Source organism: Arthrobacter sp. Y3224198, assembly GCF_059090025.1.
In genome coordinates this window covers 99,591-121,577 of sequence record NZ_JBNHFG010000003.1, presented here as the reverse complement: position 1 = coordinate 121,577, position 21,987 = coordinate 99,591, and the positions used below count along the sequence as shown (strand labels likewise).

Genomic DNA, 21,987 nt, shown 5'->3' with positions numbered 1-21,987 from the left:
ATAGTTAGTCTTGAACAGTGACTGAATCCACCAACACCAGCCCGGAGACCGGGTCCAGCATTTCCACACTGCCCCCGGGGTTCGCCCTGCTGGCGGAGGATCCGAGGCTGGGTCCCTCTATGGTCGCCTCATTGGAGCAGGTGGAAACGCAGCTGCGCGAGGCCGTGGCCAACTCCGATCCCTTCGCCGACACCACCTCGCGGCACCTGGTGGAGGCCGGCGGCAAGCGGATCCGTCCGCTGCTGACCCTGCTCGCCTCCCACCTTGGCAAGGAGGAAGCCGGCGACAAGGTCATCCAGGCCGCCGTCGTCGTGGAACTCACGCACCTCGCCACGCTCTATCACGATGACGTGATGGACGAGGCTCCCTACCGCCGGGGTGCCCCCACGGCGCACGAGCTGTGGGGCAACTCCGTGGCCGTGCTGACCGGGGACCTGATTTTTGCCCGGGCTTCCAGCCTGGTATCCGCCCTGGGCGGACCCGCACTGGCCATCCAGGCACGCACCTTCGAGCGCCTCTGCCTGGGCCAGCTGCATGAAACCGTTGGCCCCGCCGAGGGGCAGGACGCGTTGGAACACTACCTGTCCGTCATCGCCGATAAGACGGGCTCCCTGATTGCCGCCTCCGGCCAGTTCGGTGCGCTGTTCTCGGGCGCAGGCCAAGAGGTGATCGACATCATGGTCGAATACGGCGAGAAGGTGGGCATCGCGTTCCAGTTGGCCGACGACGTCATTGATGTCACTGGTGTGCAGGCCAAATCCGGTAAGACCCCGGGAACGGACCTGCGTGAAGGCGTTCCGACGCTGCCCGTGCTGCTGCTGCGCCGTGCCGCTGCCGGTGGAGATGCCGCCGCCGCTGCTGTGCTGGAACTGGTGGAACGCGACCTGAGCTCGGACGAAGCGCTGGCGGAGGCCGTTGCGGCACTGCGCAGCAGCCCCGTCACCGAGGAGTCCTGGGCCGTGGCCCGGAGCTGGTCCGAAGACGCAGTGGCAGCCCTGGCGCCGCTGCCTGACTCGGTGGTGAAGGAAGCCCTGGCAGCATTCGCCCGGGCAGTGGTCAACCGCGACGTCTAGGTTCTGCTGCCGCCGGCCGGTCGCGGCACGGCCGGTTAGCCAGCCCGCTTGTCCTGGCGGCTGTCGGCGACAATTCTGACGGTGGCCGGGCGAGGCACGGCATGGCCGGTCTTTGCCGGGCGGTCTTTGCCTGCCGGTCTTTGCCTACCGGTCTTTACCGGGCGGGCGCGCCGCCGGCGACAGGTCCCGCTATAGGACGGCGCGCAGCTCCGCGGCTTTCCGGGCGCGGACGTCCGGCGGCACAATAGGCCGCTTCGGCGTGAAGTACAGTCCGTCGTTGGTCCAGCGCGGAAGCACATGCTGGTGGTAATGCCACACGTGCTGGCTGCCCGCAGGCTCGTTATGCTGCCGGGTGGTTACTCCGTCCGGAGCCCAGGCCTTCTTAATGGCCACAGCCATGTCCCTGGTGACGAGCATGATCCGCGCCGCGACGTCGTCGGGCAGTTCATACAGCAACTCGTAGTGGTCGCGCGGGGTGACCAGGACATGGCCGGGTTCCGGGTCGAAGCCATGGGAAGCGATGAACGCGAGCACCAGGTCATCGGAATAGACCAGGTCTCCGGGCTCGCAGAGGTTGCCGGGGAACCGGAATTCTCCCGAAGCCATGTCACAGAACGGGCACTCGTAACCTTCCGGTGCATGGCTCTGCCAAATTGTTTCGCCGGGCGCTTCCCTCATCCAGGCCTCAGTCCTCGCTTAGTCCTCGTCTTCGTCCTCTTCGAAAATCCACTCGAACATGTCCAGGACATATTCGCTCAGGGTTCCTTCTTCACTCTGCCAGTCGCCGCGGGCGTTGTTGCGGCGCCAGACAATCGGGTCCGGGACGTCCAGCTGGTCCTCACGGATGCCCCAAACGAACTTCTCGTCCTCGTCCTCGAGGAAGAGCAGGTAACCGTCTTCGATTTCCAGCTCGTCGGGGTCCCAGAAGAAGTGGAACGCCTCCATCAGGTCCTCGCAGCCGCCCAGCGCAAGGTAGAACTCCCGCAGCACCAGCGGGATGCGGAAGTCGTGGGCGGCCAGCATCGCATCGAGCTCGGGCTCGGGGATGCCGTCCTCTTCGCGCCAGTTGTCCTCAAGGTACTTGGGGACCAGGGCGCGGAAGCGATCAAGGAAAATTTCACTCATGTGGTCTCCAAGCGTGCGGTGAGTGGATGTATTCCAATCCTAGCTGTCTGCGTGGGGCAGTCGGCGCGCGAGTCCCGGATACTCGATCACGGTCCCGTCGCCGTCCACGCCCAGCTCGGCCGTGAAACCGCGGTTCTCCGAACTGTAGAGTACGACGGCGCGTCCGGCGTCGGGTGAAAAGGGCCGGACCTGGGAGTAGACCTGCCGGCTGGGAACCACCCGCAGGCTGGGCATTTCCACCCACGCCATGGTCAGCTGTGTTTCGTCGGGCGGAGCCGACTCGTTGAGCAGGTCCAGGCGCAGGATCGGCATGGTGTTGGTCAGCGGACACAACCCGAGGTCGCAGTCCTGGGCTTCGTCGAGGCGGCGCGGATCGTTAATGCCCGGGTGCGGCAGGTCTGCGGTGCCGGAGACCGTGGTTTCCGCGGTCCAGCGGCCCTCGGTGCTGCGTTCGAGCAGCAGCGTCCGGGCCCAGCCGTTGCCGGTCACCGAGACGGACAAATGCCGGGTCACCCATCCGGGAGAGGTGGAAAGGGTCCAGGACGCGGTGTATTCCGGCGTAACGGAGGTGCCCGCCGCTGCCAACTCCCGGTCCCGGAACGACACCACTGCGGTGTCCCTGCGGTCCGGGTCGTCCAGCCCCTGCCACCGGATCGTCCGGGCCTGCGCAGTGATAGTCATTCCTACAGGTTAACTGTCCTGCGGGCCCGACCGGCCAGACTGGTTGCCCCGACCGGCCGGACTGGTTGCCCCGACCGGCCGGACTGGTTGCCCCGACCGGCCAGACTGGTTGCCCCGACCGGCCAGACTGGTTGCCCCGACCGGCCGGACTGGTTGCCCCGACCGGCCGGACTGGTTGCCCCGACCGGCCGGTCGGGGTGCCGGGACGTGGGTGGCCGCCAATCTGCCGGATGCCCACCGTGTGGTGCGAACCGTCGGGCGCCAACCGCCACTCGCCGAACGCCAAGCCGCCAGGCAGCGAAGCCCAAGCCGCCATGGCTGGGTTAGCTGCCATCGGGCGGCGCCGACCCCCGCCTTCCGCCTAGCTGCCCATCCGGCGAACGCTCAGGGCCAGATAGAGGTGGACCCTGTCTGCCGTGAGCGCCGGGTCATAACCTGTCAGGTCCGCGATCTGCGCCAGCCGGTACCGCACGGTGTTGCGGTGCAGGCCAAGATCCGCGGCCACCGCGGCCACGGATCCATTCAAGGCCAGATAGGCATCCAGGGTCGGGATCAGCTGCGCGCCGTGCCTGGCATCGAAGGCCTCGAGCGGATCCAGGGCTTCCGCAGCGAGGTCGGCCAGGGGGACGTCCCGGCCCGCCATCAGCAGGGAGGTCAGGCTGAGCCGTTCCGGTTCGTTGACGGCTGCGCCGCGCCGGAGCGCTTCGCGTGCCTCGAAGTAGCTCCAGCGCAGGCCCGCGGGGTCGGCATAGGCTCCGCCCACCCCCACTTTCGCCGTCAGGCCCGCACCAAAGATGTAGCTGCTCAGTGCTTCCGACATGCTGCTGCCCTCACCGGCCGGGACCACCACCGCCAGGCGGTTTTCATGCACGGCGGTGGGGGCGCCGTCGAAAAGCGCCGGCAGCGGCAGGGCGGGCAGGCCGCGGACCTGCCCGGAGGCAACTTCCACCAGGAGGGTGACCTGCCGCCGGGAGGTATCGATACCCGCCGCCTGCAGGCGGACAGCGGCGTCGGTTCCGGCCAGCCTTCCGTCCACCACGTCTCCCAGGAGCTGGCCGGTCACCTTCCGGCTGGTGGCACGCCTTGCTGCCTGGTTGCTGAGTTCGACGCCGATCAGGCTCTGCGCATACGCCACGATGTCCGGCTGCACAAAGGGTTCCTGGATGGCCAGGGTGCAGCGGTCCCGCATGCCGGTGGCCACTGGAAGGCGCCGCCAGGTGGCATCCGGCTCTGCGGTGGCAAAGACCTGGGCGCCGTACTGGAACAGCGCAACTCCGGCCTGTACCAGTCCGGAGAGCTCAGCCAGCAGGCGGGGCAGGCCCTTGCCACTGAGCAGCGCTTCCGCCAGGACCCGGTTTGCCGACAACAGCTGATGCAGCTGGGCCACATGTTCCGCGGAGAGGGAATCTGCCACCAGTTTGCCCAGTGCCATGAACGGTGTTCCGTACGGAACCTCGAACACGGGTAGGCCGAGCCGGTCCGCCTCGGCGAGCAGGGGAGCGGGGACGGTGCCGTGGCCCACACCGGTGCCGAAGCCGATGCCCAGGGCGCCTGCCTTGTCCACGCTCTGCACAAAGCGGCGCTGGGCGGTCTCGGTGTCGTGCCGGGCTCCGGTGGTCAACACCACCTCGCCGCCGCCCAGGAACGGAGAGGGATCTTCCAATTCCGTCACGGCCACCCACTGGATGGGCGTTGCCGACAGGGGTGCAGAGCCATGGCGGGTGAGGTTCAGTCCGCCCGCGGCCAGCAAATCCGGAAGTGTGATCGACATGGCTCAACTATAGGAGCTGGACCTTTGGGCAACTGCACTGTGACGCTCGAAGTAACCTGTGCGGATGGCTCTGGATGTGACCTATGCCGCACAGTAGGTTTGGGGTAGTCCGGGTGTACGCCCGGCCCGATTCCGAAAGGACCTCCGGCATGGCGCAGACACTGCAGAACTTCATCAACGGCGAGTTCGTCCCCTCCCGCGGGACGGAGGTGCTCGACATCGTGAACCCGACCAACGGTGAGGTGGTGGCGGTATCCCCGGTCTCCGTCCAGGCAGACGTCGATGCCGCCATGACTGCCGCGGCCACCGCGTTCCGCAGCTGGAAGCGCACCACGCCCAGCGAGCGCCAAATGATGCTGCTCCGCCTGGCTGATGCGTTTGAAGCCAACTCAGAGGAACTCGTCGAGGCCCAGCACCGCAACACCGGCCAGGTCCGTTCGGTGATTGCTGCCGAGGAAGTGGCCGTGGGTGCTGATCAGCTGCGGTTCTTTGCCGGAGCCGCCCGGCTGCTGGAGGGCAAGTCCGCCGGTGAATACCTTGACGGGCACACGTCCTTCGTCCGGCGCGAGCCGATCGGCGTAGTGGCCCAGGTGGCGCCGTGGAACTATCCGCTGCTGATGGCCGTCTGGAAGATCGGTCCCGCCCTCGCGGCCGGAAACACCGTGGTGCTGAAGCCCTCGGACACCACTCCCGAATCCACCCTTGTCCTGGCCCGGCTGGCGCAGGACATCTTCCCGGCCGGCGTGCTCAATGTGGTGTTGGGGACCGGGGAAACCGGTGCGCTGATGGTGGAGCACCCCGTGCCCGGCCTGGTGTCGATCACCGGATCCGTGCGGGCCGGCATCGCCGTCGCCTCCGGTGCCGCGAAGGGCCTGAAGCGGGCGCACCTGGAGCTGGGCGGCAAGGCGCCGGCCGTTGTGTTTGCCGATGCGGACCTGGACCGCACCGCACAGGCCGTAGCCGAGTTCGCCTTCTTCAACGCCGGACAGGACTGCACCGCCATCACCCGGGTGCTGGTGGAGGATTCCGCACATGACGCGCTGGTCGGGAAGCTGGTTGCGGCTGCCCGGGAGCTGAAGACCGGCAGCGACAATGACGAGGACAACTACTTCGGTCCGCTGAATAACATCAACCACTTCAATGCGGTCAACGCCGTCATCGACGCACTTCCGGCCCACTGCAAGGTGGAAACCGGCGGCCGTCGGGCCGGGTCCAAGGGTTTCTTCTTCGAGCCCACCGTAATCACCGGAGCCCGGCAGGACGATGACATTGTGCAGAAGGAGACCTTCGGACCGGTGATCACCGTCCAGAAGTTCGGTTCCGAAGAAGAGGCCGTGGAAATGGCCAACGACGTCGAATATGCCCTGGCCTCCAGCGTCTGGACCACCAACCACGGCCGGGCCATGCGCCTGTCCCGGGACCTGGACTTCGGTGCAGTCTGGATCAACACGCATATCCTGCTCACCGCGGAGATGCCGCACGGCGGTTTCAAGAGCTCCGGCTACGGCAAGGACCTCTCCATGTACGGGGTAGAGGACTACACCCGCATCAAGCACGTGATGACGGCACTGGACGCCTGAATCACCACCCCGGATTTTCCCAGCACGTCTTGAAAGGCAGCATCATGAGCACCCCCGTCATCACACCCATTTACCGCCTGGAACAGAAACGCCGGATCACCGGCTCCTTCCCGGGTCCCAAGTCCGCGGCGCTCGAGGCCCGCCGTGCCTCCGTGGTGGCCAAGGGGGTTGCCTCCAGCGTGCCCGTCTATGCCGCCGACGCCGACGGCGGAATCATCCTGGACGTGGACGGGAACGCCTTTGCGGACCTTGGGTCGGGCATTGCGGTGACGAGCGTGGGCGCCTCGGACCCCGCCGTCGTAGCTGCCGTGCAGCAGCAGGCGGAGCACTTTACGCACACGTGCTTTATGGTCACCCCCTATGAGGGGTACGTGGCCGTGGCCGAGCGGCTTGCCGAGGTTACCCCCGGCGACTTCGAGAAGCGGACCGTCCTGTTCAATTCCGGTGCCGAAGCGGTGGAGAACGCCGTGAAGATTGCCCGCTCCGCCACCGGCCGCAACGCCGTCGTTGCCTTCGACCATGCCTACCACGGCCGTACCAACCTCACCATGGGTATGACTGCCAAGGCCATGCCCTACAAGACCGGTTTCGGCCCGTTTGCCCCGGAAATCTACCGGATGCCCATGAGCTACCCGTACCGCGAGGAAAACTCCGCGATCACGGGTGTGGAAGCTGCGGAACGGGCCATTCTGGCGATCGAGAAGCAGATCGGCGCGGACCAGCTGGCGGCGCTGCTGATCGAGCCGATCCAGGGCGAGGGCGGCTTCATCGTTCCTGCGGAAGGCTTCCTGCCCCGGCTGGCCGAGTGGGCACGGGCCAACGGCGTCGTGTTCATCGCCGACGAGGTGCAGTCCGGCTTCTGCCGCACCGGCGAATGGTTTGCCGTGCAGCATGAAGGAGTTGTTCCCGATCTGATCACCATGGCCAAGGGTATTGCCGGCGGCCTGCCCCTCTCCGCGGTGACCGGACGGGCCGAGCTGCTCGACGCCGTGCACCCCGGCGGCCTGGGCGGCACCTACGGCGGCAACCCGGTCGCTTGCGCCGCCGCCCTGGCTGCCATGGACACGATGGTCACGCAGGACCTGGCCGGACGGGCCCGACATATCGAGGAACTGGTGCTGCCGCGGCTGCAGGCACTGGCAGCCGAAGGCGGAGTGGTGGGCGATGTCCGCGGCCGCGGAGCCATGCTCGCCGTCGAACTTGTCACTCCCGGATCCACGGCCCCCAATGCTGCCGCCGCCAAAGCAGTGTCGGCCGCGTGCCTGCAGGAAGGTGTCATTGTGCTGACCTGTGGCACCTACGGCAACGTCATCCGGCTGCTTCCGCCGCTGACCATCGGCGACGAGCTGCTGTTGGATGCGCTGGAGGTGTTGGAGGCGGCGCTCCGGGCGCAGGGCTAAACCGCCCGCAGCGGCCCACCGGCCAGCAACTGCCGGACGGCTGTTTCAGCCGTTTCGGCTAACCGGTGGGCCGCTGCGCCTTCGCAGGCGGGCGTTTCGGTGTACCGGTGGGCCGCTGCGTCGTAGCAGGCCGGCGTTCGGCTTACCCATGGGCCGCCGTGCCTTACTGCCAGGCCACTCCGGCCTGCCGGGCCAGTCCGGTAACCAGGGCGTCCAAACCGGCATCGAATGCGGTATCGGCCGCCCGGCCCTCCGCCCGGCCAAGTTGTTCCTCGACCGCGGCGGTGAACAGTGGGCTGTCCGGCGCCAGGGCCCCGGTGTCGAAAATGTCCTGCGGGGCAACGGCGTCGTACGCCGAGCCGTAAATGAACGACTCCAGGACCACGATCGCAGGCACAATCCGTTCCCGCGGCCAGCCCGCACGGAGGAAGCCCTCTGTGACCACTTCGTACATGGCAAGGGTCCGGGGAGCGCCGCTCACCTGCAGGACGGCGATCACCGGGATCAGGGGAGTGTGCCGGGCAAACACGTCCCGGTAGGAGCGCGCCCAGATGCGGACGGCGTCCGCCCACGGCATATTCGCAAAGCAGGAGGTGTCGACGCCGGACATCACGTGGTCCTGGATCCACTGCAGCACTTCGGCCTTGGATTCCACGTGGTTGTACAGGGCGGACGGCGCCACATTCAACCGGCGGGCCAGGGCGGACATGGTGAGCCCGTCATATCCCTTTGCCTTGATCACGGACAGTGCCGCGGCCACGATCTTCTCCGGTGTCAGCACACGGGTCGGCGGCCGCCCGGCTCCTCGCCTCGCTGGCAGCTGCCTGGTCATCCGCGTTGCTCCGTTCTTCCCCAAGAAAGCCCGGGCCGCAAAAGCCCGGTCCTTAATATTCACACACCCTCTTCCCCTTCAGTGTGACGACCGCTACAGTTCCACTAAATAAATGAACACCATTCATTTATGCGCTGTGAAGCGCGGTACCAAGCAATGCGCGGCCGAACCTTGGCCGCAGGGAAAGGAATCTGTGGAAACGCTGCAACGTGACGTGGTCATCATCGGAGCCGGACCGTCGGGGCTGTCCGCAGCCCGGAAGCTGAAGGCCGGCGGGCTGAGCGTGGCCGTGCTGGAAGCCCGAGACCGTGTGGGAGGCAGGACGTGGACGGACACCGTCAACGGTGCCCTCCTGGAGATCGGCGGCCAGTGGATTTCTCCGGACCAGACCGTGCTGGCTGCTTTGGTGGAAGAACTTGGGCTGGAGACCTTTGAGCGGTACCGCGACGGAGAATCGGTCTACATCTCCGCAGACGGAACGCGCCGCACCTACACGGGAGACATGTTCCCGGTAGGGGATCAGACGGAGAAGGAGATGCTCCGCCTGATCGAGGTCCTGGATACCCTGGCTGCGGAAACCGATCCGGCCGCTCCCTGGGCACACCCGAAAGCCCGCGAGCTCGACACCGTTTCCTTCCACCACTGGCTGCGGGCGCAGTCCTCGGATGAAGAAGCCTGCAACAATATCGGCCTTTTCGTTGCCGGGGGCATGCTGACGAAGCCCGCCCATGCCTTCTCCGCGTTGCAGGCGGTGCTGATGGCCGCGTCCGCCGGGTCCTTCTCCAACCTCGTGGATGAGGACTTCATCCTGGACCGCCGAGTGGCCGGGGGCATGCAGCAGGTTTCCGAACGCATGGCCGAGGAGCTGGCCGGGAACGTGTTCCTTTCCAACCCCGTACGCTTCCTGCGCTGGCCGGGCGAGGACGGCAGCGCCGGCGACGGCGTGACCGCCGTCGCTGACTCCGTCACGGTCCATGCCCGCTACGCCGTGATGGCTGTACCGCCCAACCTCTACTCCCGGGTCTCGTATGAGCCGCCGCTGCCGCGCCGACAGCACCAGATGCACCAGCACCAGTCCCTGGGCCTGGTCATCAAGGTCCATGCCGTTTACCCGACCCCCTTCTGGCGGGAGAAGGGACTCTCCGGCACCTGCTTCGGAGCCGGCGAACTGGTGCAGGAGGTCTACGACAACACAAACCACCAGGACCCCCGAGGCACGCTGGTCGGTTTTGTGTCCGATGAGAAGGCCGACCGGATGTTCGAGCTCTCCGCAGAGGAGCGCCGGGAGGCCATCCTTGCCTCCATCGGCCGCTTTTTGGGGGAAGAGGCACTGACACCGGAGGTCTACTACGAATCCGACTGGGGCACGGAGGAATGGACCCGCGGGGCCTATGCCGCCAGCTATGACCTCGGCGGACTGCACCGCTACGGACCGGACCAGCTCAAGCCTGTCGGACCCATCTACTGGTCCTGCTCTGACCTTGCGGCCGAGGGCTACCAGCACGTGGACGGTGCCGTACGGATGGGCCTGGCGACCGCCGAGAAAATCCTCGGCGCAAACGAACAAGGCTGAAAGGGAGACACCGTGCGCTACATCGTCGGATATACGGCCAATGAGCAGGGCCGGGACGCACTGAACCTCGGTTCTGTGCTGGCCCGCACCCAGCACGCGGCCTTGGACCTGGTTTTGGTGGAGCCGGAACAGTCCCCCTATTCGGCGGTGTACCCGCCCGAAAGCGGGTTTTCCGATCTGCTGGAAGAACAACTTGAACAGTGGCGGTCCGAGGCCCTCGAACTGGTGCCGGCCGATGTGCAGGCCCAGGCGGGGGTCCGCCGTGCGGAATCCGACGCCCAGGGGCTGATTGATGCTGCGGCTGACCTCGCCGCCGGCCTGATCGTGGTGGGAGCTGCGAGCAACGGCCTCTTCCAGCGATTCACGGTCGGCAGCGTCGCCAACGCCCTCCTCCATGCTTCCCCGGTGCCGGTGGCCCTGGCGCCGCGGGGCTACAGCCGAACCGTTCCGCTGACCCGGATCACCTGCGGAATCGGCAGCCGTCCCGGTGCCCAGGACGTACTGGAAGCCGCCGTCGAGGCCGCGGCTTCCAGCGCCCTGCCTCTTCGGCTGGTCTCGTTGGTGGCGCTGGACGCAGCGGGCAAGCACAAAGACGATCCGCTGCTAGAAGCAGACCTGCATGCCAAGGAAGCCAAGGCCCGGGCCGAAGAACTTGCGGACGGCCGGTGCCCGGTCACTGCGGTGGTTGCCCACGGGCGCACCATCGAAAACGCCATTGACGACTTGGAATTCGACAAGGGCGAAATCATGCTCATCGGCTCGAGCCGGTTAGCCCAGAACCGCAGGTTGTTTCTGGGCACCACTGCCAGCAAGGTGCTGCGCAGCCTTCCCGTACCCATGGTGGTTGTCCCCCGCAATGACAGGGGCAACGCTGCCGGCGGTCCACAACAGACAAAAGAGGTGACCGGATGAGCTCCAGCAGAGCAGTAGTGCCAGCCCAGGCAGATGCCGGCGGAAGCGGCCTGAGCCGCAAGGGACTGAAATCAGGATCAGTAGGCCTGTTAGGCGCCGTCGTCATCGGAGTTTCCTGTATCGCTCCCGCCTACACGCTCACGGCCGGGCTCGGCCCGACGGTGTCCGAAGTTGGGGTCCAGCTGCCGGCGATCTTCCTGGTCGGTTTCATCCCCATGATCCTCGTAGCCCTGGGGTACCGGGAACTGAACAACGCGATGCCCGACTCGGGGACGTCTTTCACCTGGGCCACCCGTGCCTTTGGTCCCTGGGTCGGCTGGATGGGCGGCTGGGGACTGATTGCCGCCACCATCATTGTGTTGTCCAACCTGGCTGCCGTGGCGGTGGACTTCTTCTACCTCATGCTGGCGCAGATCACCGGCAACGAGTCCCTCGCAGACCTCACCACCAACCTGCCGTTGAACATCCTGACTACCTGCCTCTTTATTGCCGGCGCCTGCTGGATTTCGTACCGGGGCATCGAAACAACCAAAACGTTCCAATACGTGCTGGTCGGCTTCCAGCTGCTGGTATTGGGGTGGTTCTCCGTCGCGGCCTTTATCCACGTGGCCAACGGGACGGCCTTTGACGCCACTCCCATCACCGCGGACTGGTTCAATCCGTTTGCCGTGGAATCGTTCTCCAGCTTCGCCGCAGGAGTGTCGCTGTCCATCTTTGTGTACTGGGGCTGGGACGTCACCCTGACCATGAACGAGGAAACCCGTAATCCGGACAAAACGCCGGGCCGGGCGGCAACGGTCACCGTTTTCGTGATTGTCGTGATCTACATGATGGTTGCTCTGGCCACGCTGGCCTATGCCGGTGTCGGCGAAGGGGAGTTAGGTGCAGGCAACCCCGACAACCAGGAGAGTATCTTCGCGGTCCTGGCCGGTCCGGTGATGGGCCCCTTCGCAATCCTGATGTCCCTGTCGATCCTCAGCAGCTCGGCGGCGTCGCTGCAGTCCACCTTCGTTTCTCCGGCGCGGACGCTGCTGGCCATGGGCCATTACCGGGCGCTTCCGGCCGGCTTTGGCCGGATCAGCCCGGCGCACAAGTCGCCGGGGTACGCCACCGTTGCCGCGGCCCTGGCGGCGGCGGGGTTCTATGCGGTCACCCGGGTTCTGTCCGAGAACGCCCTTTGGGACACCATCACGGCACTTGGCCTGATGATCTGCTTCTACTACGGCATCACCGCCTTGGCCTGTGTCTGGTATTTCCGGGCGTCAGCATTCAGTTCGGTGCGCAGCTTCCTGCTGAAATTCCTGGCTCCGCTCCTGGGCGGCGTCATCCTGTTCGTGATGTTCTTCAAAACCGCCAGCGATTCGATGGATCCCTCCTACGGTTCCGGCTCCTCAGTGGGCGGAGTCGGGTTGGTATTTGTGCTCGGCATGGGCGTGATCCTGCTTGGTGCGGTGCTGATGCTGCTCATGTACAAGGTGAACCCCGGATTCTTCCGCGGGGAGACCTTGCGCAAGGGCGTGTCCGAAGAAGTCCATTAGGAAACCCCACAGTCCGCAGGGGCACCGCAGCTTCCCCCGGCTGCGGTGCCCCTGTGTTTGGGGGCGGTGCCGTGTGTGGGAGCCGGTGCTGTGTTTTTTGGGGGCGGTACCAGGGGGAGCCGTACATCGTTCAGCAAAGCGGGCGGGCACGGATCACTGGGCGGAGAGAGACGTGGGCATGTGCCAGGTGTCTTCCCGAAGCGTGAGTGAATATAGAACCGTTGCGTGTGTTTGCTGATGTCTAAGAGTGGATGCGCTATTTGGTGCATCTGTGGTCGGTTGATGTAGGTCTATGTGGCCTAGTGGCAGCAAGAGCCCTTTGTACCAGTCGGACATTGAGGCGGGTCCCGTGCTTTTGGGTCCAGTATGCTCTCTCGGACCCAAGTGGCCTGTATGAGGGCGGTACCTCCGGTAGGTGCATGTTCGTGGCATGTGGACAAAGTCGGGCCAGGAGTGCGCGGTTGGTCCAATGTGAACGAGATACTCACCATTGCGTTCCGTTATGAAGGCTTGCTTTCTGCAGCCAGGCACGGGTGAAAGTAGGTGTTCCTCAGGGGTTTTCGGTCCGGATCAACATAGGGCGGTGGGGTGAACCACGGGATGCCTGAATCCATGGAAACGGTCCAGTTCCCCTGGTGGATCAGGTGGTGATGGAACGAGCACAGGAGGGCGCCGTTTCCGACGCCGGTGCCTCCTCCGTTTTCCCAGAAGGTGACGTGGTGGGCTTCGGTCCATGGCCCCGGAACCGTGCAGCCGGGAAAGGCGCAGCCGAGGTCGCGGGCATGCAGCGCCTTGCGTATATGCGGCGGGAACAACCGCGCAGCCCGGCCAAGATCCAAGATCTGTCCCTGCTGTCCCAGCACTGCAGGTATCAGGTCAGCGTCGCAGGCGAGCTGGCGGACCTCCTCAGCCGGGATAGGGCCGGAGAACGCTGCGAGTCCTGACCCCGGAAAGCGGGGGTAAGAATTCCGGGTGCTCGCGGTCCCACCCCAGTGGTCGCCTGATGGTCCGCAGGATGTAGTGCCGACCGGTGCATGGATACGGCGTGGTGGATTGCCGAAACCAACGTCGGAGCCGGCAGGGACACCGGGAACAGCATGACTATCGGAGCCGGCAGGGACACCGGGAACAGCATAACTATCGGAGCCGGCAGGGACACCGGGAACAGCACCGTGGCCAGAACCAGCAAAGTCGCCTGAGGCGCCGGCCAGTCCTGTCATCAATGACTCATAACTCATCGTCACCATCACTTGCGGACGCAGGCCGCCTGATGCAGGAAGGCCGCCGGCGGCGAGGGCAGCACGGACGGCACTGAGGAGTCCGTCAAGCAACCGCTGCGGCCGCGTTGGTACGGGCATCCGCGCCTCGCCGGTGGTCACCGGTTCTTCATTGACGACAGGGGCTACGGTGCGCGGGTTGGCAGTGCTGTTCATGGCGGTTGCAAGTGCCTCGTGCTGTGCATCGGTGCAGTAGATGTGAAGGTGACTCAGTCCGTTTCGGCGCCGGCCGGGGAAGATGCCCTGAAACCTTGCAAGCTCTTCCTCGCTGGGAGGTTGTTCCTGATCCAGCAGGGCCAGCCAGTGCCGGGTCGTGCGGACCAGGAAATCGTGGTCCTGCCGGGACGCGATGTCGGTCAACTGCTGCTCCATGGCCGCTAAAGTTTCCGGCTGCAACCGCGGCTGCGCCTCTTGAAGGGCATGGGCAATAAGCTCGGCGCCGGCTGCTGACAGGTCGCCGGCGGCACAGGCGGCGCTGAGCCGGGGAAAAGCAGGTGCCAAGGGTGCGCCGGACAATGTATCCGGCGGGAGGACGGTACCGGCCAGTTCCAGCCGTCGTCGTGCCTCTGAACGGGAGATACGCAACCGGGCCCGGAGGAAATCAGCCGTGCTGCGGAACTCGCGGAACCTGCTTCGGCAAACTGCGCTGGAGCCATTTCTGCCGACGGGCTCTGGGACAACAGGTTCGGCTAGGGGTTCTACCGCTCCGGGTCTCGCGGAAGGGGTGGAGAAGCCAGCCAAGGAGGAATCGACCCCGGCCGCTTCTGCAGCACGCCCGGATGAATCGATCCCATACGCGTTTGCCGGCCGGTGCCGGTCGATAGCACCCGCCAAGGCCAGTTGAAGGAACTGGACGGTGCGCGACAACTCTTCGACCCTGGCCGCGAGAACGGTGGCCTCTTCGAGGCCCAGAAGTTGCCATCCGTCGGAGACAACATCGCTGAGTTCACGTCCGGAAGCCAGGATTGCTTCAGCCTCGCGGACTACATCCGTTCCTAACCACCTCCCCAGATCCATCGTCCCGTCCGTCGCCACACGGGCCCCAATCCTCGGGGGCGGCGCAGCAGTAAAAGCGGTTTGCTCCGCCTGCACCGTGGGTTCCTCCGTCATGGGACCAGCCTGCCAGCCGGCCCCGATACAAGCTCAGATCTTTACCCGGTTGGGGACAAACATTGCCGCCCATGAGGGGAACTCCCTGCTGTGGAGGACCGACTGGGAAAGAATTCCCGGGTGCGTCAGGCAGCGGCGGCAGCAGCAGCGCGCAACCGGCGGTTACGCCGCGGCCCGCCAACCATGTCGACGGTCAGCATCACCAGTGCCAGCCACACCAGACCGAAGCCGGCCCAGCGTTCGGGTGGCATTGCTTCCTTGAATACGGTCAGCGCCAGGATGAACTGCAGGGTCGGTGCCAGGTACTGCAGCAGTCCCACTGTGGACAGCGGCAGCCGGCGGGCGGCTGCACCAAAGAAAATCAGGGGCACCGCAGTGATGACGCCGGAGGCCACAAGCAGCCAAAAATGCGCCGGACCGTTGGACGTCAGAGTTGCGGCACCGCTGACGGACAGCCAGATCATCACGCCGGCGGCTATGGGCGTCAGGACAGCGGTTTCAATGGTCAGGCTGGACACGGCGTCCACCCGGGATCCGATGCCCTTCTTCACCAGCCCGTAGAAACCGAAGCTGAAGGCAAGCGCCAGCGCGACCCACGGCATGGTGCCATAGGCCAGCGCCAGGACCAGAACGGCAATAAAGCCGACAGCCATGGCAGCCCACTGCAGCGGACGCAGCTTTTCCTTGAGCACCAGAACGCCCAGCAACACCGACACCAATGGATTGATGAAGTACCCCAGTGCCGCCTCAACGGCATGGCCATTGAGCACGGCCCACGAGTAGGTCAGCCAGTTCACGGCGATCAGGAGGGCGGCACCGGCCAGGATCCCCACGGTGCGGGGACTGCGGCCTGCGGCGAGCATCGGCTTCCAGGCCCGCATCACGGTCAGCAGGATGGCGCAGAACACCAGCGACCAGACCACGCGGTTGGCGACAATTTCCACCGCCCCCGCAGGCTTCAGCACCATGAAGTAGAGGGGCAGCAGGCCCCACAGCCCGTATGCTCCAACGCCGAACAGGATGCCGGGCAGATTCTCGCGGCCGGAACCGGCTGAACCGGCTGAACCGCCGGAACCGACAGAACCGGCAGAACTGCTAGAACCGGCAGGACCGCTGGGACCGGCGGATCCCGCAAGGCGGGCCGGATCGGCGTCGGGCTCGGCGTTACGCACGCCGCGGAGGGCGGGGACAGGCTTTGAGAAAGGCACGTGTCCATTAACACACCGATCCCCGGGACTATTCCCATCCTGTGAGGGGAACCGTTTAGACGGCGGCGAACCCGGCATTTAGAATAAATAACTGTGTGTTAATTGCGCACCTACGGATCTTTCGAAGAGAAGAAGGACTATCAGTGACTAACCCAGCCGCGGAGAGCGCCCAGCGTCCCTTGAGGGTCGCCATCATCGGTGCAGGCCCCGCCGGTGTTTACGCCGCCGACATCCTTACCAAGGCCGACCGGGACTTCGAGGTCAGCATTGACCTCTTCGACCAGTACCCGGCGCCCTACGGCCTGATCCGCTACGGAGTGGCCCCCGACCACCCGCGGATCAAGGGTATTGTCAACGCCCTGCATAAGGTCCTGGACCGCGGCGACATCCGCTTCCTCGGCAACGTGAACTACGGACGCGACCTGACGCTGACGGACTTCCGGCACTTCTATGACGCCATCATCTTCGCCACCGGCGCCATCAAGGACGCACCCCTGAATGTGCCCGGAGTGGACCTGGAGGGGTCCTTCGGCGGTGCCGACTTTGTCTCCTGGTATGACGGCCACCCGGACGTCCCGCGCGAATGGCCGCTGGACGCCAAGGAAGTTGCCGTGATCGGCAACGGCAACGTGGCCCTCGACGTCGCGCGCATCCTTTCAAAGCACGCCGATGACCTGCTCACCACGGAGATCCCGGCGAACGTCTACGAGGGCCTGAAGAAGTCCCCGGTGACGGATGTGCACATCTTCGGACGCCGCGGCCCGGCGCAGGTGAAGTTCACGCCCCTGGAACTGCGCGAGCTTTCGCACTCGCGCGACGTCGACATCGTCCTGTACCCCGAGGACTTTGAATTCGACGAGGGGTCCGATGAACAGATCCGCACGAACAACCAGACCAAAACCATGGTCAACACCCTGACCAACTGGTTGGTGGAGGAGCAGGACACCGGTGCCTCCCGCCGCCTGCACCTGCACTTCCTGCACAGCCCCGTGGAGATTTACGACGATCCCTCGGCGCCCGGCAAGGTGGCCGGAATGAAGTTCGAACGCACCGAACTGGATGGCACCGGCAACGTCCGCGGGACCGGCGAAATCGTGGACTACCCGGTCCAGGCCGTGTACCGGGCCATTGGCTACTTCGGTTCCGAGCTGCCCGAAGTAGGGTACGACGAGCGCCGCGGCGTGATCCCGAACGAGGGCGGCCGTGTGGTCAATGAAGACGGCGCCCCCGTGGCGGGCATCTACACCACTGGCTGGATCAAGCGCGGACCGGTGGGCCTGATCGGGCATACCAAGGGGGATGCGCTGGAAACCATCGGCTACCTGCTCGAGGACCGGATGAACCTGCCGGCAGCGTCGCACCCGGACCCCTCCTCGATCATCGAGCTGCTGGAAGAGCGCGGAGTTCAGTACACCACCTGGGAAGGCTGGCTGAAGCTGGATGCCTACGAGCGCAGCCTCGGCGCCTCCTACATCCACCCGGATCCGACGACGGGCGAGATCGTCCGCGAGCGTGTCAAGGTGGTTGACCGGGAGGAAATGACCCGCATCTCCCGCGGCGAGTAACCGCCCGAATCCATCCCGAATTACACTGGCCCCCGCCGGTCCGCGCATGGGAGCATGTCCACAAGACTGTGTCTCCTCATCAACGTGGATAGGCGGGGGCCGTGCGCATTGCAGCACGCACAGAACAATCCGGGCAATCCGGGATACTGCCGCGGGCGCTGGCAGAAACGTACCGGCGCGGGGCGTTCCGCGCCCATGAAGGCCTTGGTCCTGCCTCCGGTCCCGACCAGCCGTGGCTGGACCTGCTGAGGCCGTCCGTCCGAGAGTCCTGGCAGCGGTCGCTGATGCACCACGGGAACCCGGACATCTCCCACGCCGAACTGGTTTTCGACGACGCCGCCCTGCCGGACTACCGTGCCGCCCACCCCCTCGCCGCCGTCATGCAGGTGATCCGCCGCCTGTTGGTGGACCCGGCAACAGACTCCGGACTGCTGGTCGCCGTGGGCGACGAGCTCGGCCGGCTGCTGTGGGTCGACGGCGACGACGGTTTGCGGCGGCGTGCCGAGGGCATGCTTTTTGTCGCGGGTGCGGAGTGGTCCGAACGCACCGTCGGCACCAGCGCTCCCGGCACGGCACTGGCCACGGCAGCGGATGTGCAGATCGCGGGTCCTGAGCATTTCAGCCGGCAGGTCCACTCCTGGAACTGCACCGCTGTACCCCTGCGGGACCCGGGCACCGGACAGATCCTCGGCGTGGTGGACGTTACGGGGGGCCCCGACGCCGTTGCTCCGAACACGTTGGCGCTCATCCGTGCCGCAGTGACGGCGGCCGAGTCCGTGCTGCAGATCCGGGCCCTCGAGGAGCACCTGAATTCCCGCCCGACCGGCACTGCTGCGCAGCCCATTACGCGGACCTCAATGTCGGTGGCAACGGCTGCAGCAGCAGATTCAGCCGGGCACGCGTTGACCCCCTTCCGGCCTCTCAGCGGGACTTCGGCCACGAGTGGGACTGCTGTCACGGGCAGGACCCAGGCCCGGTCTTCGGCACTCGCCGCCAAGGACATGTTGCGGATCCTCGGACGTGACCGTGCCGAGCTCCTGCTGGCGTCCGGTCCGGGCATCCGGAACTTCCGGACCGTGGAGCTGAGCGCAAGGCACAGCGAACTACTGACCGTCCTTGCCCTGCATCCGGAAGGCCTGACAACGGAAGACCTGGGCCTGCTGGCCTACCCCGAGGGAACCCCGCCGGGAACCGTCCGTGCGGAAATGCTGCGGCTGCGAAACTTTATGTCGGCACTGTCCGCAGCATCGGACGACGGCGGACCGCCGCAGCGGGCCCAGCCTGCGGCCGCCATGGCCACGGCAACAGCAACCCCCGGCACCGCAACCGACGACGCTGGAACCGACACCACCAAAACCGGCACCGCCACAACCGGCACCGCCACAACCGGCACCGCCACAACCAGCACCTTCACCGACGCCGGAACCGCCGGCACAGGAGCGATGGTTCCTTCTTCCCGCCCGTACCGGCTGCCCCGCCCCCTCCGGCTGGACGCGCAGGACGTCCTGGAGCAGATGGAGCGCGGAGCCTTCCGCCAGGGCCTGCAGCTTTACCGGGGGCCGGTTCTGCCCCGGTCGGACGCCCCGGCCGTCCGTGACCTCCGAGCCAGGGTTTCCGCCGTCCTGCGCGAAGCGGTCCTCACCGGTGCCGGCCCGGAAACGCTCCTGCAGTACCTGCAGCTGCCCGAAGCAGCCAACGATGTCGAGGCCTGGCGGCTCGCCCTGCGCTTGCTTCCAGCCCGCTCACCGCGCCGGGCAGCGATAGTGGCCGCGGTCGAGCGGATCGAACGGGAGCTCGCGTAAACGGACCGGGATATATCGGAGCAGGGGGAGCGGAGCAGAGACCCGGCACTGGGTAAGCCGCGCCATCAGGCCAACGACACCGGCCGAACCCGCCGCCCCGCAGCTTGGCCCGCTGGAAACCGGATGCAGGGTGCGGCAGAAGTTGCCACGCAACTGTACGACCGCCCCGCTGCTGAGGCCAGCAATCTGCTGAGGCCAGCAATCCGCTCAGGCCAGCAATCTGATGAGGCCAGCAATCCGCTCAGGCCAGAAATCCGCTCAGGCCGGCAATCTGCTCAGGCCAGAAATCCGGTCAGGCCAGCCGCTCAGGCCGGCAATCCGCCCGTGCCGTGACGTCCGCCCGCTCCGGCGGCCGCGACGGGCATTGCAACCTGGTTGCAACGTAGCGGCGCGTAGCGTCCTTTCCATCCGCACCCGACACCGACGTCGAACGCACAAGGAGCGCAAAATGACCGTTTATGCACAGCCGGGCACCGAAGGCTCAAAAGTCACCTTCAAGCCGAGGTATGAGAACTGGATCGGCGGGGAGTGGGTTGCCCCGATCAAGGGACAGTACTTCGAGAACGTTTCCCCGGTCACCGGAAAGCCGTTCTGCGAAGTTGCCCGTGGGACCTCCGAGGACATCGACCTGGCGCTGGACGCAGCACACAAGGCCGCAGGTGCGTGGGGCAAAACCCCGGTGGCGGAGCGGGCACTGATCCTGACCCGCATCGCGGACCGGATCGAGGCGAACCTCGAGATGCTGGCCGTTGCTGAAACCTGGGACAACGGAAAGCCGATCCGGGAAACCATGGCCGCGGACCTGCCGCTTGCCGTGGACCACTTCCGCTACTTTGCCGGCGCCATCCGGGCGCAGGAGGGCGGTATCTCCCAGATCGACGACAACACCACGTCCTACCACTTCCACGAACCCCTGGGTGTGGTGGGCCAGATCATTCCGTGGAACTTCCCCATTTTGATGGCCACCTGGAAACTGGCGCCCGCGCTCGCGGCCGGCAACGCCGTCGTACTCAAGCCGGCGGAACAGACCCCCGCGTCCATCCTGGTCCTGATGGAACTCATCGCAGACCTGCTCCCTGCCGGCGTGCTGAATGTGGTCAACGGCTTCGGCGTGGAGGCAGGCAAGCCGCTGGCGTCCTCCAACCGGATCCGGAAGATTGCGTTCACCGGTGAAACCACCACGGGCCGCCTGATCATGCAGTACGCCAGCCAGAACCTGATCCCGGTCACCTTGGAGCTGGGCGGGAAGAGCCCGAACATCTTCTTCGCCGACGTCGCCCGCGAAAACGACGCGTTCTACGACAAGGCCCTCGAGGGTTTCAACATGTTCGCCCTAAACCAGGGCGAGGTCTGCACCTGCCCCTCCCGCGCGCTCATCCAGGACTCCATGTACGACTCCTTTATGTCCGACGCCCTGGCCCGCACGGCGCAGATGGTGCAGGGCAACCCGCTGGACACCAACACCATGGTGGGAGCCCAGGCGTCCAACGACCAGCTGGAGAAAATCCTGTCCTACCTGGACATCGGCAAGCAGGAGGGCGCGAAGGTCCTCACCGGAGGCAGCCGTGCCCATCTCGACGGCGACCTGGCGGAAGGATTCTACGTCCAGCCGACGGTGTTCGAAGGGACGAACAGCATGAGGATCTTCCAGGAGGAGATTTTCGGCCCGGTGGTCTCGGTGACCCGGTTCTCCGACTACGGCGAGGCCCTGGCCATCGCCAATGACACCCTCTACGGCCTGGGTGCCGGCGTCTGGTCCCGTGACGGCAACACTGCCTACCGGGCCGGCCGCGACATCCAGGCGGGCCGCGTGTGGGTGAACAACTACCACGCCTATCCTGCCCACTCCGCCTTCGGCGGCTACAAATCCTCCGGCATCGGACGCGAAAACCACGCCATGATGCTGGACCATTACCAGCAGACCAAGAACCTCCTGGTCAGCTACGCCGAAAACAAGCAGGGCTTCTTCTAAGCACCACACGGTGCGCCTACGCTGAATTCCCCGTACCAACGATCGAATAGAGGATCGAATGGCCAGCATGCGAGCAGCAGTGGTGAACCAATTGGAGATCAATGCGGTGATGGACGAGCTGCGGCAGGGCCGGCTAGACGGCCGGGTGGTGGTGGGGTACTGATGGCTGCTGCACCGGCGACGACGATGGAGGCTGCTGCAGTGGTGCCCGGGGAAGACTTTTCCCGGGTGGCACTCAGCGCCGCCGCGCAGGAACTGCTGCGCAGCCTGCGGCAACAGCACGGCCCGCTGATGTTCCATCAGTCGGGCGGCTGCTGCGACGGGTCCTCACCCATGTGTTATCCGGCCGGGGAGTTCCTGACCGGTGACGCGGACGTGCTGCTGGGCGTCTTCGACTTGGACGGCGACGAACTGGAGTTCTGGATGTCGCGGGAACAGTTCGAATACTGGAAACACACCCACCTGACCGTCGATGTGGTTCCGGGACGCGGCAGCGGCTTTTCCGTTGAAGCGCCGGAGGGCAAACGCTTCCTCATCCGGTCCCGTCTGCTCGGCTAGCTTCCAGATA

Annotated in this window: 17 protein-coding genes; 10 read left to right on the top strand and 7 right to left on the bottom strand. The window is 65.6% G+C overall.

Going from position 1 to position 21,987, the window contains the following annotated elements; all coding sequences use genetic code 11:
• Window positions 1–17 precede the first annotated feature (17 nt).
• A complete protein-coding gene (locus tag AC5RUF_RS02960) occupies window positions 18–1,073 on the top strand; it encodes a polyprenyl synthetase family protein (protein WP_493997458.1) in 1,056 nt (351 codons plus the stop codon).
• Between the two features lie 189 nt (window positions 1,074–1,262).
• Here the strand turns inward: AC5RUF_RS02960 and AC5RUF_RS02955 are convergent, their stop codons facing one another.
• The 4 genes from AC5RUF_RS02955 to AC5RUF_RS02940 form a co-directional block, all read right to left on the bottom strand.
• A complete protein-coding gene (locus AC5RUF_RS02955; protein WP_493997457.1) occupies window positions 1,263–1,679 on the bottom strand; it encodes an HIT family protein in 417 nt (138 codons plus the stop codon).
• A 90-nt stretch (window positions 1,680–1,769) separates the two neighbouring features.
• On the bottom strand, window positions 1,770–2,198 hold the full coding sequence (locus AC5RUF_RS02950) for a hypothetical protein (RefSeq protein ID WP_493997456.1): 429 nt from the start codon (window positions 2,196–2,198) through the stop codon (window positions 1,770–1,772).
• 39 nt (window positions 2,199–2,237) lie between these two features.
• A complete protein-coding gene (locus tag AC5RUF_RS02945) occupies window positions 2,238–2,879 on the bottom strand; it encodes a putative glycolipid-binding domain-containing protein (RefSeq protein ID WP_493997455.1) in 642 nt (213 codons plus the stop codon).
• 361 nt (window positions 2,880–3,240) lie between these two features.
• A complete protein-coding gene (locus tag AC5RUF_RS02940) occupies window positions 3,241–4,650 on the bottom strand; it encodes a PucR family transcriptional regulator (RefSeq protein ID WP_494129652.1) in 1,410 nt (469 codons plus the stop codon).
• 149 nt (window positions 4,651–4,799) lie between these two features.
• Between AC5RUF_RS02940 and AC5RUF_RS02935 the strand changes: the two genes are divergently transcribed.
• Both AC5RUF_RS02935 and gabT read left to right on the top strand, forming a co-directional pair.
• Window positions 4,800–6,230, top strand: coding sequence for a gamma-aminobutyraldehyde dehydrogenase (locus AC5RUF_RS02935; protein ID WP_493997807.1), 1,431 nt, complete (start codon window positions 4,800–4,802; stop codon window positions 6,228–6,230).
• A gap of 44 nt (window positions 6,231–6,274) precedes the next feature.
• Window positions 6,275–7,630, top strand: a complete 1,356-nt coding sequence (gene gabT, locus AC5RUF_RS02930) for a 4-aminobutyrate--2-oxoglutarate transaminase (protein ID WP_494129651.1) — start codon at window positions 6,275–6,277, stop codon at window positions 7,628–7,630.
• A gap of 163 nt (window positions 7,631–7,793) precedes the next feature.
• On the opposite strand, the gene AC5RUF_RS02925 is transcribed toward gabT, so the two are convergent.
• Complete coding sequence (locus AC5RUF_RS02925) at window positions 7,794–8,462, bottom strand: TetR/AcrR family transcriptional regulator (protein ID WP_494129650.1); 669 nt, start codon at window positions 8,460–8,462, stop codon at window positions 7,794–7,796.
• 193 nt (window positions 8,463–8,655) lie between these two features.
• Here AC5RUF_RS02925 and AC5RUF_RS02920 point away from each other — a divergent pair, with 193 nt between their 5' ends.
• Genes AC5RUF_RS02920 through AC5RUF_RS02910 form a run of 3 tightly spaced genes read left to right on the top strand, consistent with a single transcriptional unit; the run spans window position 8,656 to window position 12,485 of the window.
• Entirely contained in the window at window positions 8,656–10,035 is a 1,380-nt protein-coding gene (locus tag AC5RUF_RS02920; RefSeq protein WP_494129649.1) for a flavin monoamine oxidase family protein, read from the top strand.
• Between the two features lie 12 nt (window positions 10,036–10,047).
• Complete coding sequence (locus AC5RUF_RS02915) at window positions 10,048–10,947, top strand: universal stress protein (RefSeq protein ID WP_494129648.1); 900 nt, start codon at window positions 10,048–10,050, stop codon at window positions 10,945–10,947.
• Window positions 10,944–12,485, top strand: a complete 1,542-nt coding sequence (locus tag AC5RUF_RS02910; protein WP_494129647.1) for an APC family permease — start codon at window positions 10,944–10,946, stop codon at window positions 12,483–12,485. Before AC5RUF_RS02915 ends, AC5RUF_RS02910 begins: the two co-directional genes overlap by 4 nt.
• A 500-nt stretch (window positions 12,486–12,985) precedes the next feature.
• On the opposite strand, the gene AC5RUF_RS02905 is transcribed toward AC5RUF_RS02910, so the two are convergent.
• Together AC5RUF_RS02905 and rarD are read right to left on the bottom strand one after the other, a co-directional pair.
• Complete coding sequence (locus tag AC5RUF_RS02905; protein ID WP_494129646.1) at window positions 12,986–14,872, bottom strand: HNH endonuclease signature motif containing protein; 1,887 nt, start codon at window positions 14,870–14,872, stop codon at window positions 12,986–12,988.
• A 125-nt stretch (window positions 14,873–14,997) separates the two neighbouring features.
• Window positions 14,998–16,044: an EamA family transporter RarD gene (rarD, locus tag AC5RUF_RS02900; RefSeq protein ID WP_494129689.1), complete on the bottom strand. Its 1,047-nt coding sequence runs from the start codon at window positions 16,042–16,044 to the stop codon at window positions 14,998–15,000.
• A gap of 179 nt (window positions 16,045–16,223) precedes the next feature.
• Here rarD and AC5RUF_RS02895 point away from each other — a divergent pair, with 179 nt between their 5' ends.
• The 4 genes from AC5RUF_RS02895 to AC5RUF_RS02880 all read left to right on the top strand — a co-directional run bounded on the left by AC5RUF_RS02895 (window position 16,224) and on the right by AC5RUF_RS02880 (window position 21,977).
• Window positions 16,224–17,645: an FAD-dependent oxidoreductase gene (locus AC5RUF_RS02895; protein ID WP_494129645.1), complete on the top strand. Its 1,422-nt coding sequence runs from the start codon at window positions 16,224–16,226 to the stop codon at window positions 17,643–17,645.
• Between the two features lie 101 nt (window positions 17,646–17,746).
• Window positions 17,747–19,447, top strand: a complete 1,701-nt coding sequence (locus AC5RUF_RS02890) for a GAF domain-containing protein (RefSeq protein WP_494129644.1) — start codon at window positions 17,747–17,749, stop codon at window positions 19,445–19,447.
• A 448-nt stretch (window positions 19,448–19,895) separates the two neighbouring features.
• A complete protein-coding gene (gene adh, locus AC5RUF_RS02885) occupies window positions 19,896–21,419 on the top strand; it encodes an aldehyde dehydrogenase (protein WP_493997368.1) in 1,524 nt (507 codons plus the stop codon).
• Window positions 21,420–21,581: 162 nt separating this feature from the next.
• Window positions 21,582–21,977 (top strand): DUF779 domain-containing protein, encoded by a 396-nt coding sequence (locus AC5RUF_RS02880; protein WP_493997367.1) that lies wholly within the window; start codon window positions 21,582–21,584, stop codon window positions 21,975–21,977.
• Window positions 21,978–21,987 lie beyond the last annotated feature (10 nt).

Bases quoted from the DNA above. Each gene is read 5' to 3' on its own strand.
- AC5RUF_RS02880 (WP_493997367.1), top strand. From the start codon at position 21,582: ATGGCTGCTGCACCGGCGACGACGATGGAGGCTGCTGCAGTGGTGCCC.
- AC5RUF_RS02905 (WP_494129646.1), bottom strand. From the start codon at position 14,872: ATGACGGAGGAACCCACGGTGCAGGCGGAGCAAACCGCTTTTACTGCT.
- AC5RUF_RS02910 (WP_494129647.1), top strand. From the start codon at position 10,944: ATGAGCTCCAGCAGAGCAGTAGTGCCAGCCCAGGCAGATGCCGGCGGA.
- AC5RUF_RS02950 (WP_493997456.1), bottom strand. From the start codon at position 2,198: ATGAGTGAAATTTTCCTTGATCGCTTCCGCGCCCTGGTCCCCAAGTAC.
- AC5RUF_RS02925 (WP_494129650.1), bottom strand. From the start codon at position 8,462: ATGACCAGGCAGCTGCCAGCGAGGCGAGGAGCCGGGCGGCCGCCGACC.
- AC5RUF_RS02940 (WP_494129652.1), bottom strand. From the start codon at position 4,650: ATGTCGATCACACTTCCGGATTTGCTGGCCGCGGGCGGACTGAACCTC.
- AC5RUF_RS02935 (WP_493997807.1), top strand. From the start codon at position 4,800: ATGGCGCAGACACTGCAGAACTTCATCAACGGCGAGTTCGTCCCCTCC.
- AC5RUF_RS02955 (WP_493997457.1), bottom strand. From the start codon at position 1,679: ATGGCTTCGGGAGAATTCCGGTTCCCCGGCAACCTCTGCGAGCCCGGA.
- adh (WP_493997368.1), top strand. From the start codon at position 19,896: ATGACCGTTTATGCACAGCCGGGCACCGAAGGCTCAAAAGTCACCTTC.
- gabT (WP_494129651.1), top strand. From the start codon at position 6,275: ATGAGCACCCCCGTCATCACACCCATTTACCGCCTGGAACAGAAACGC.
- AC5RUF_RS02945 (WP_493997455.1), bottom strand. From the start codon at position 2,879: ATGACTATCACTGCGCAGGCCCGGACGATCCGGTGGCAGGGGCTGGAC.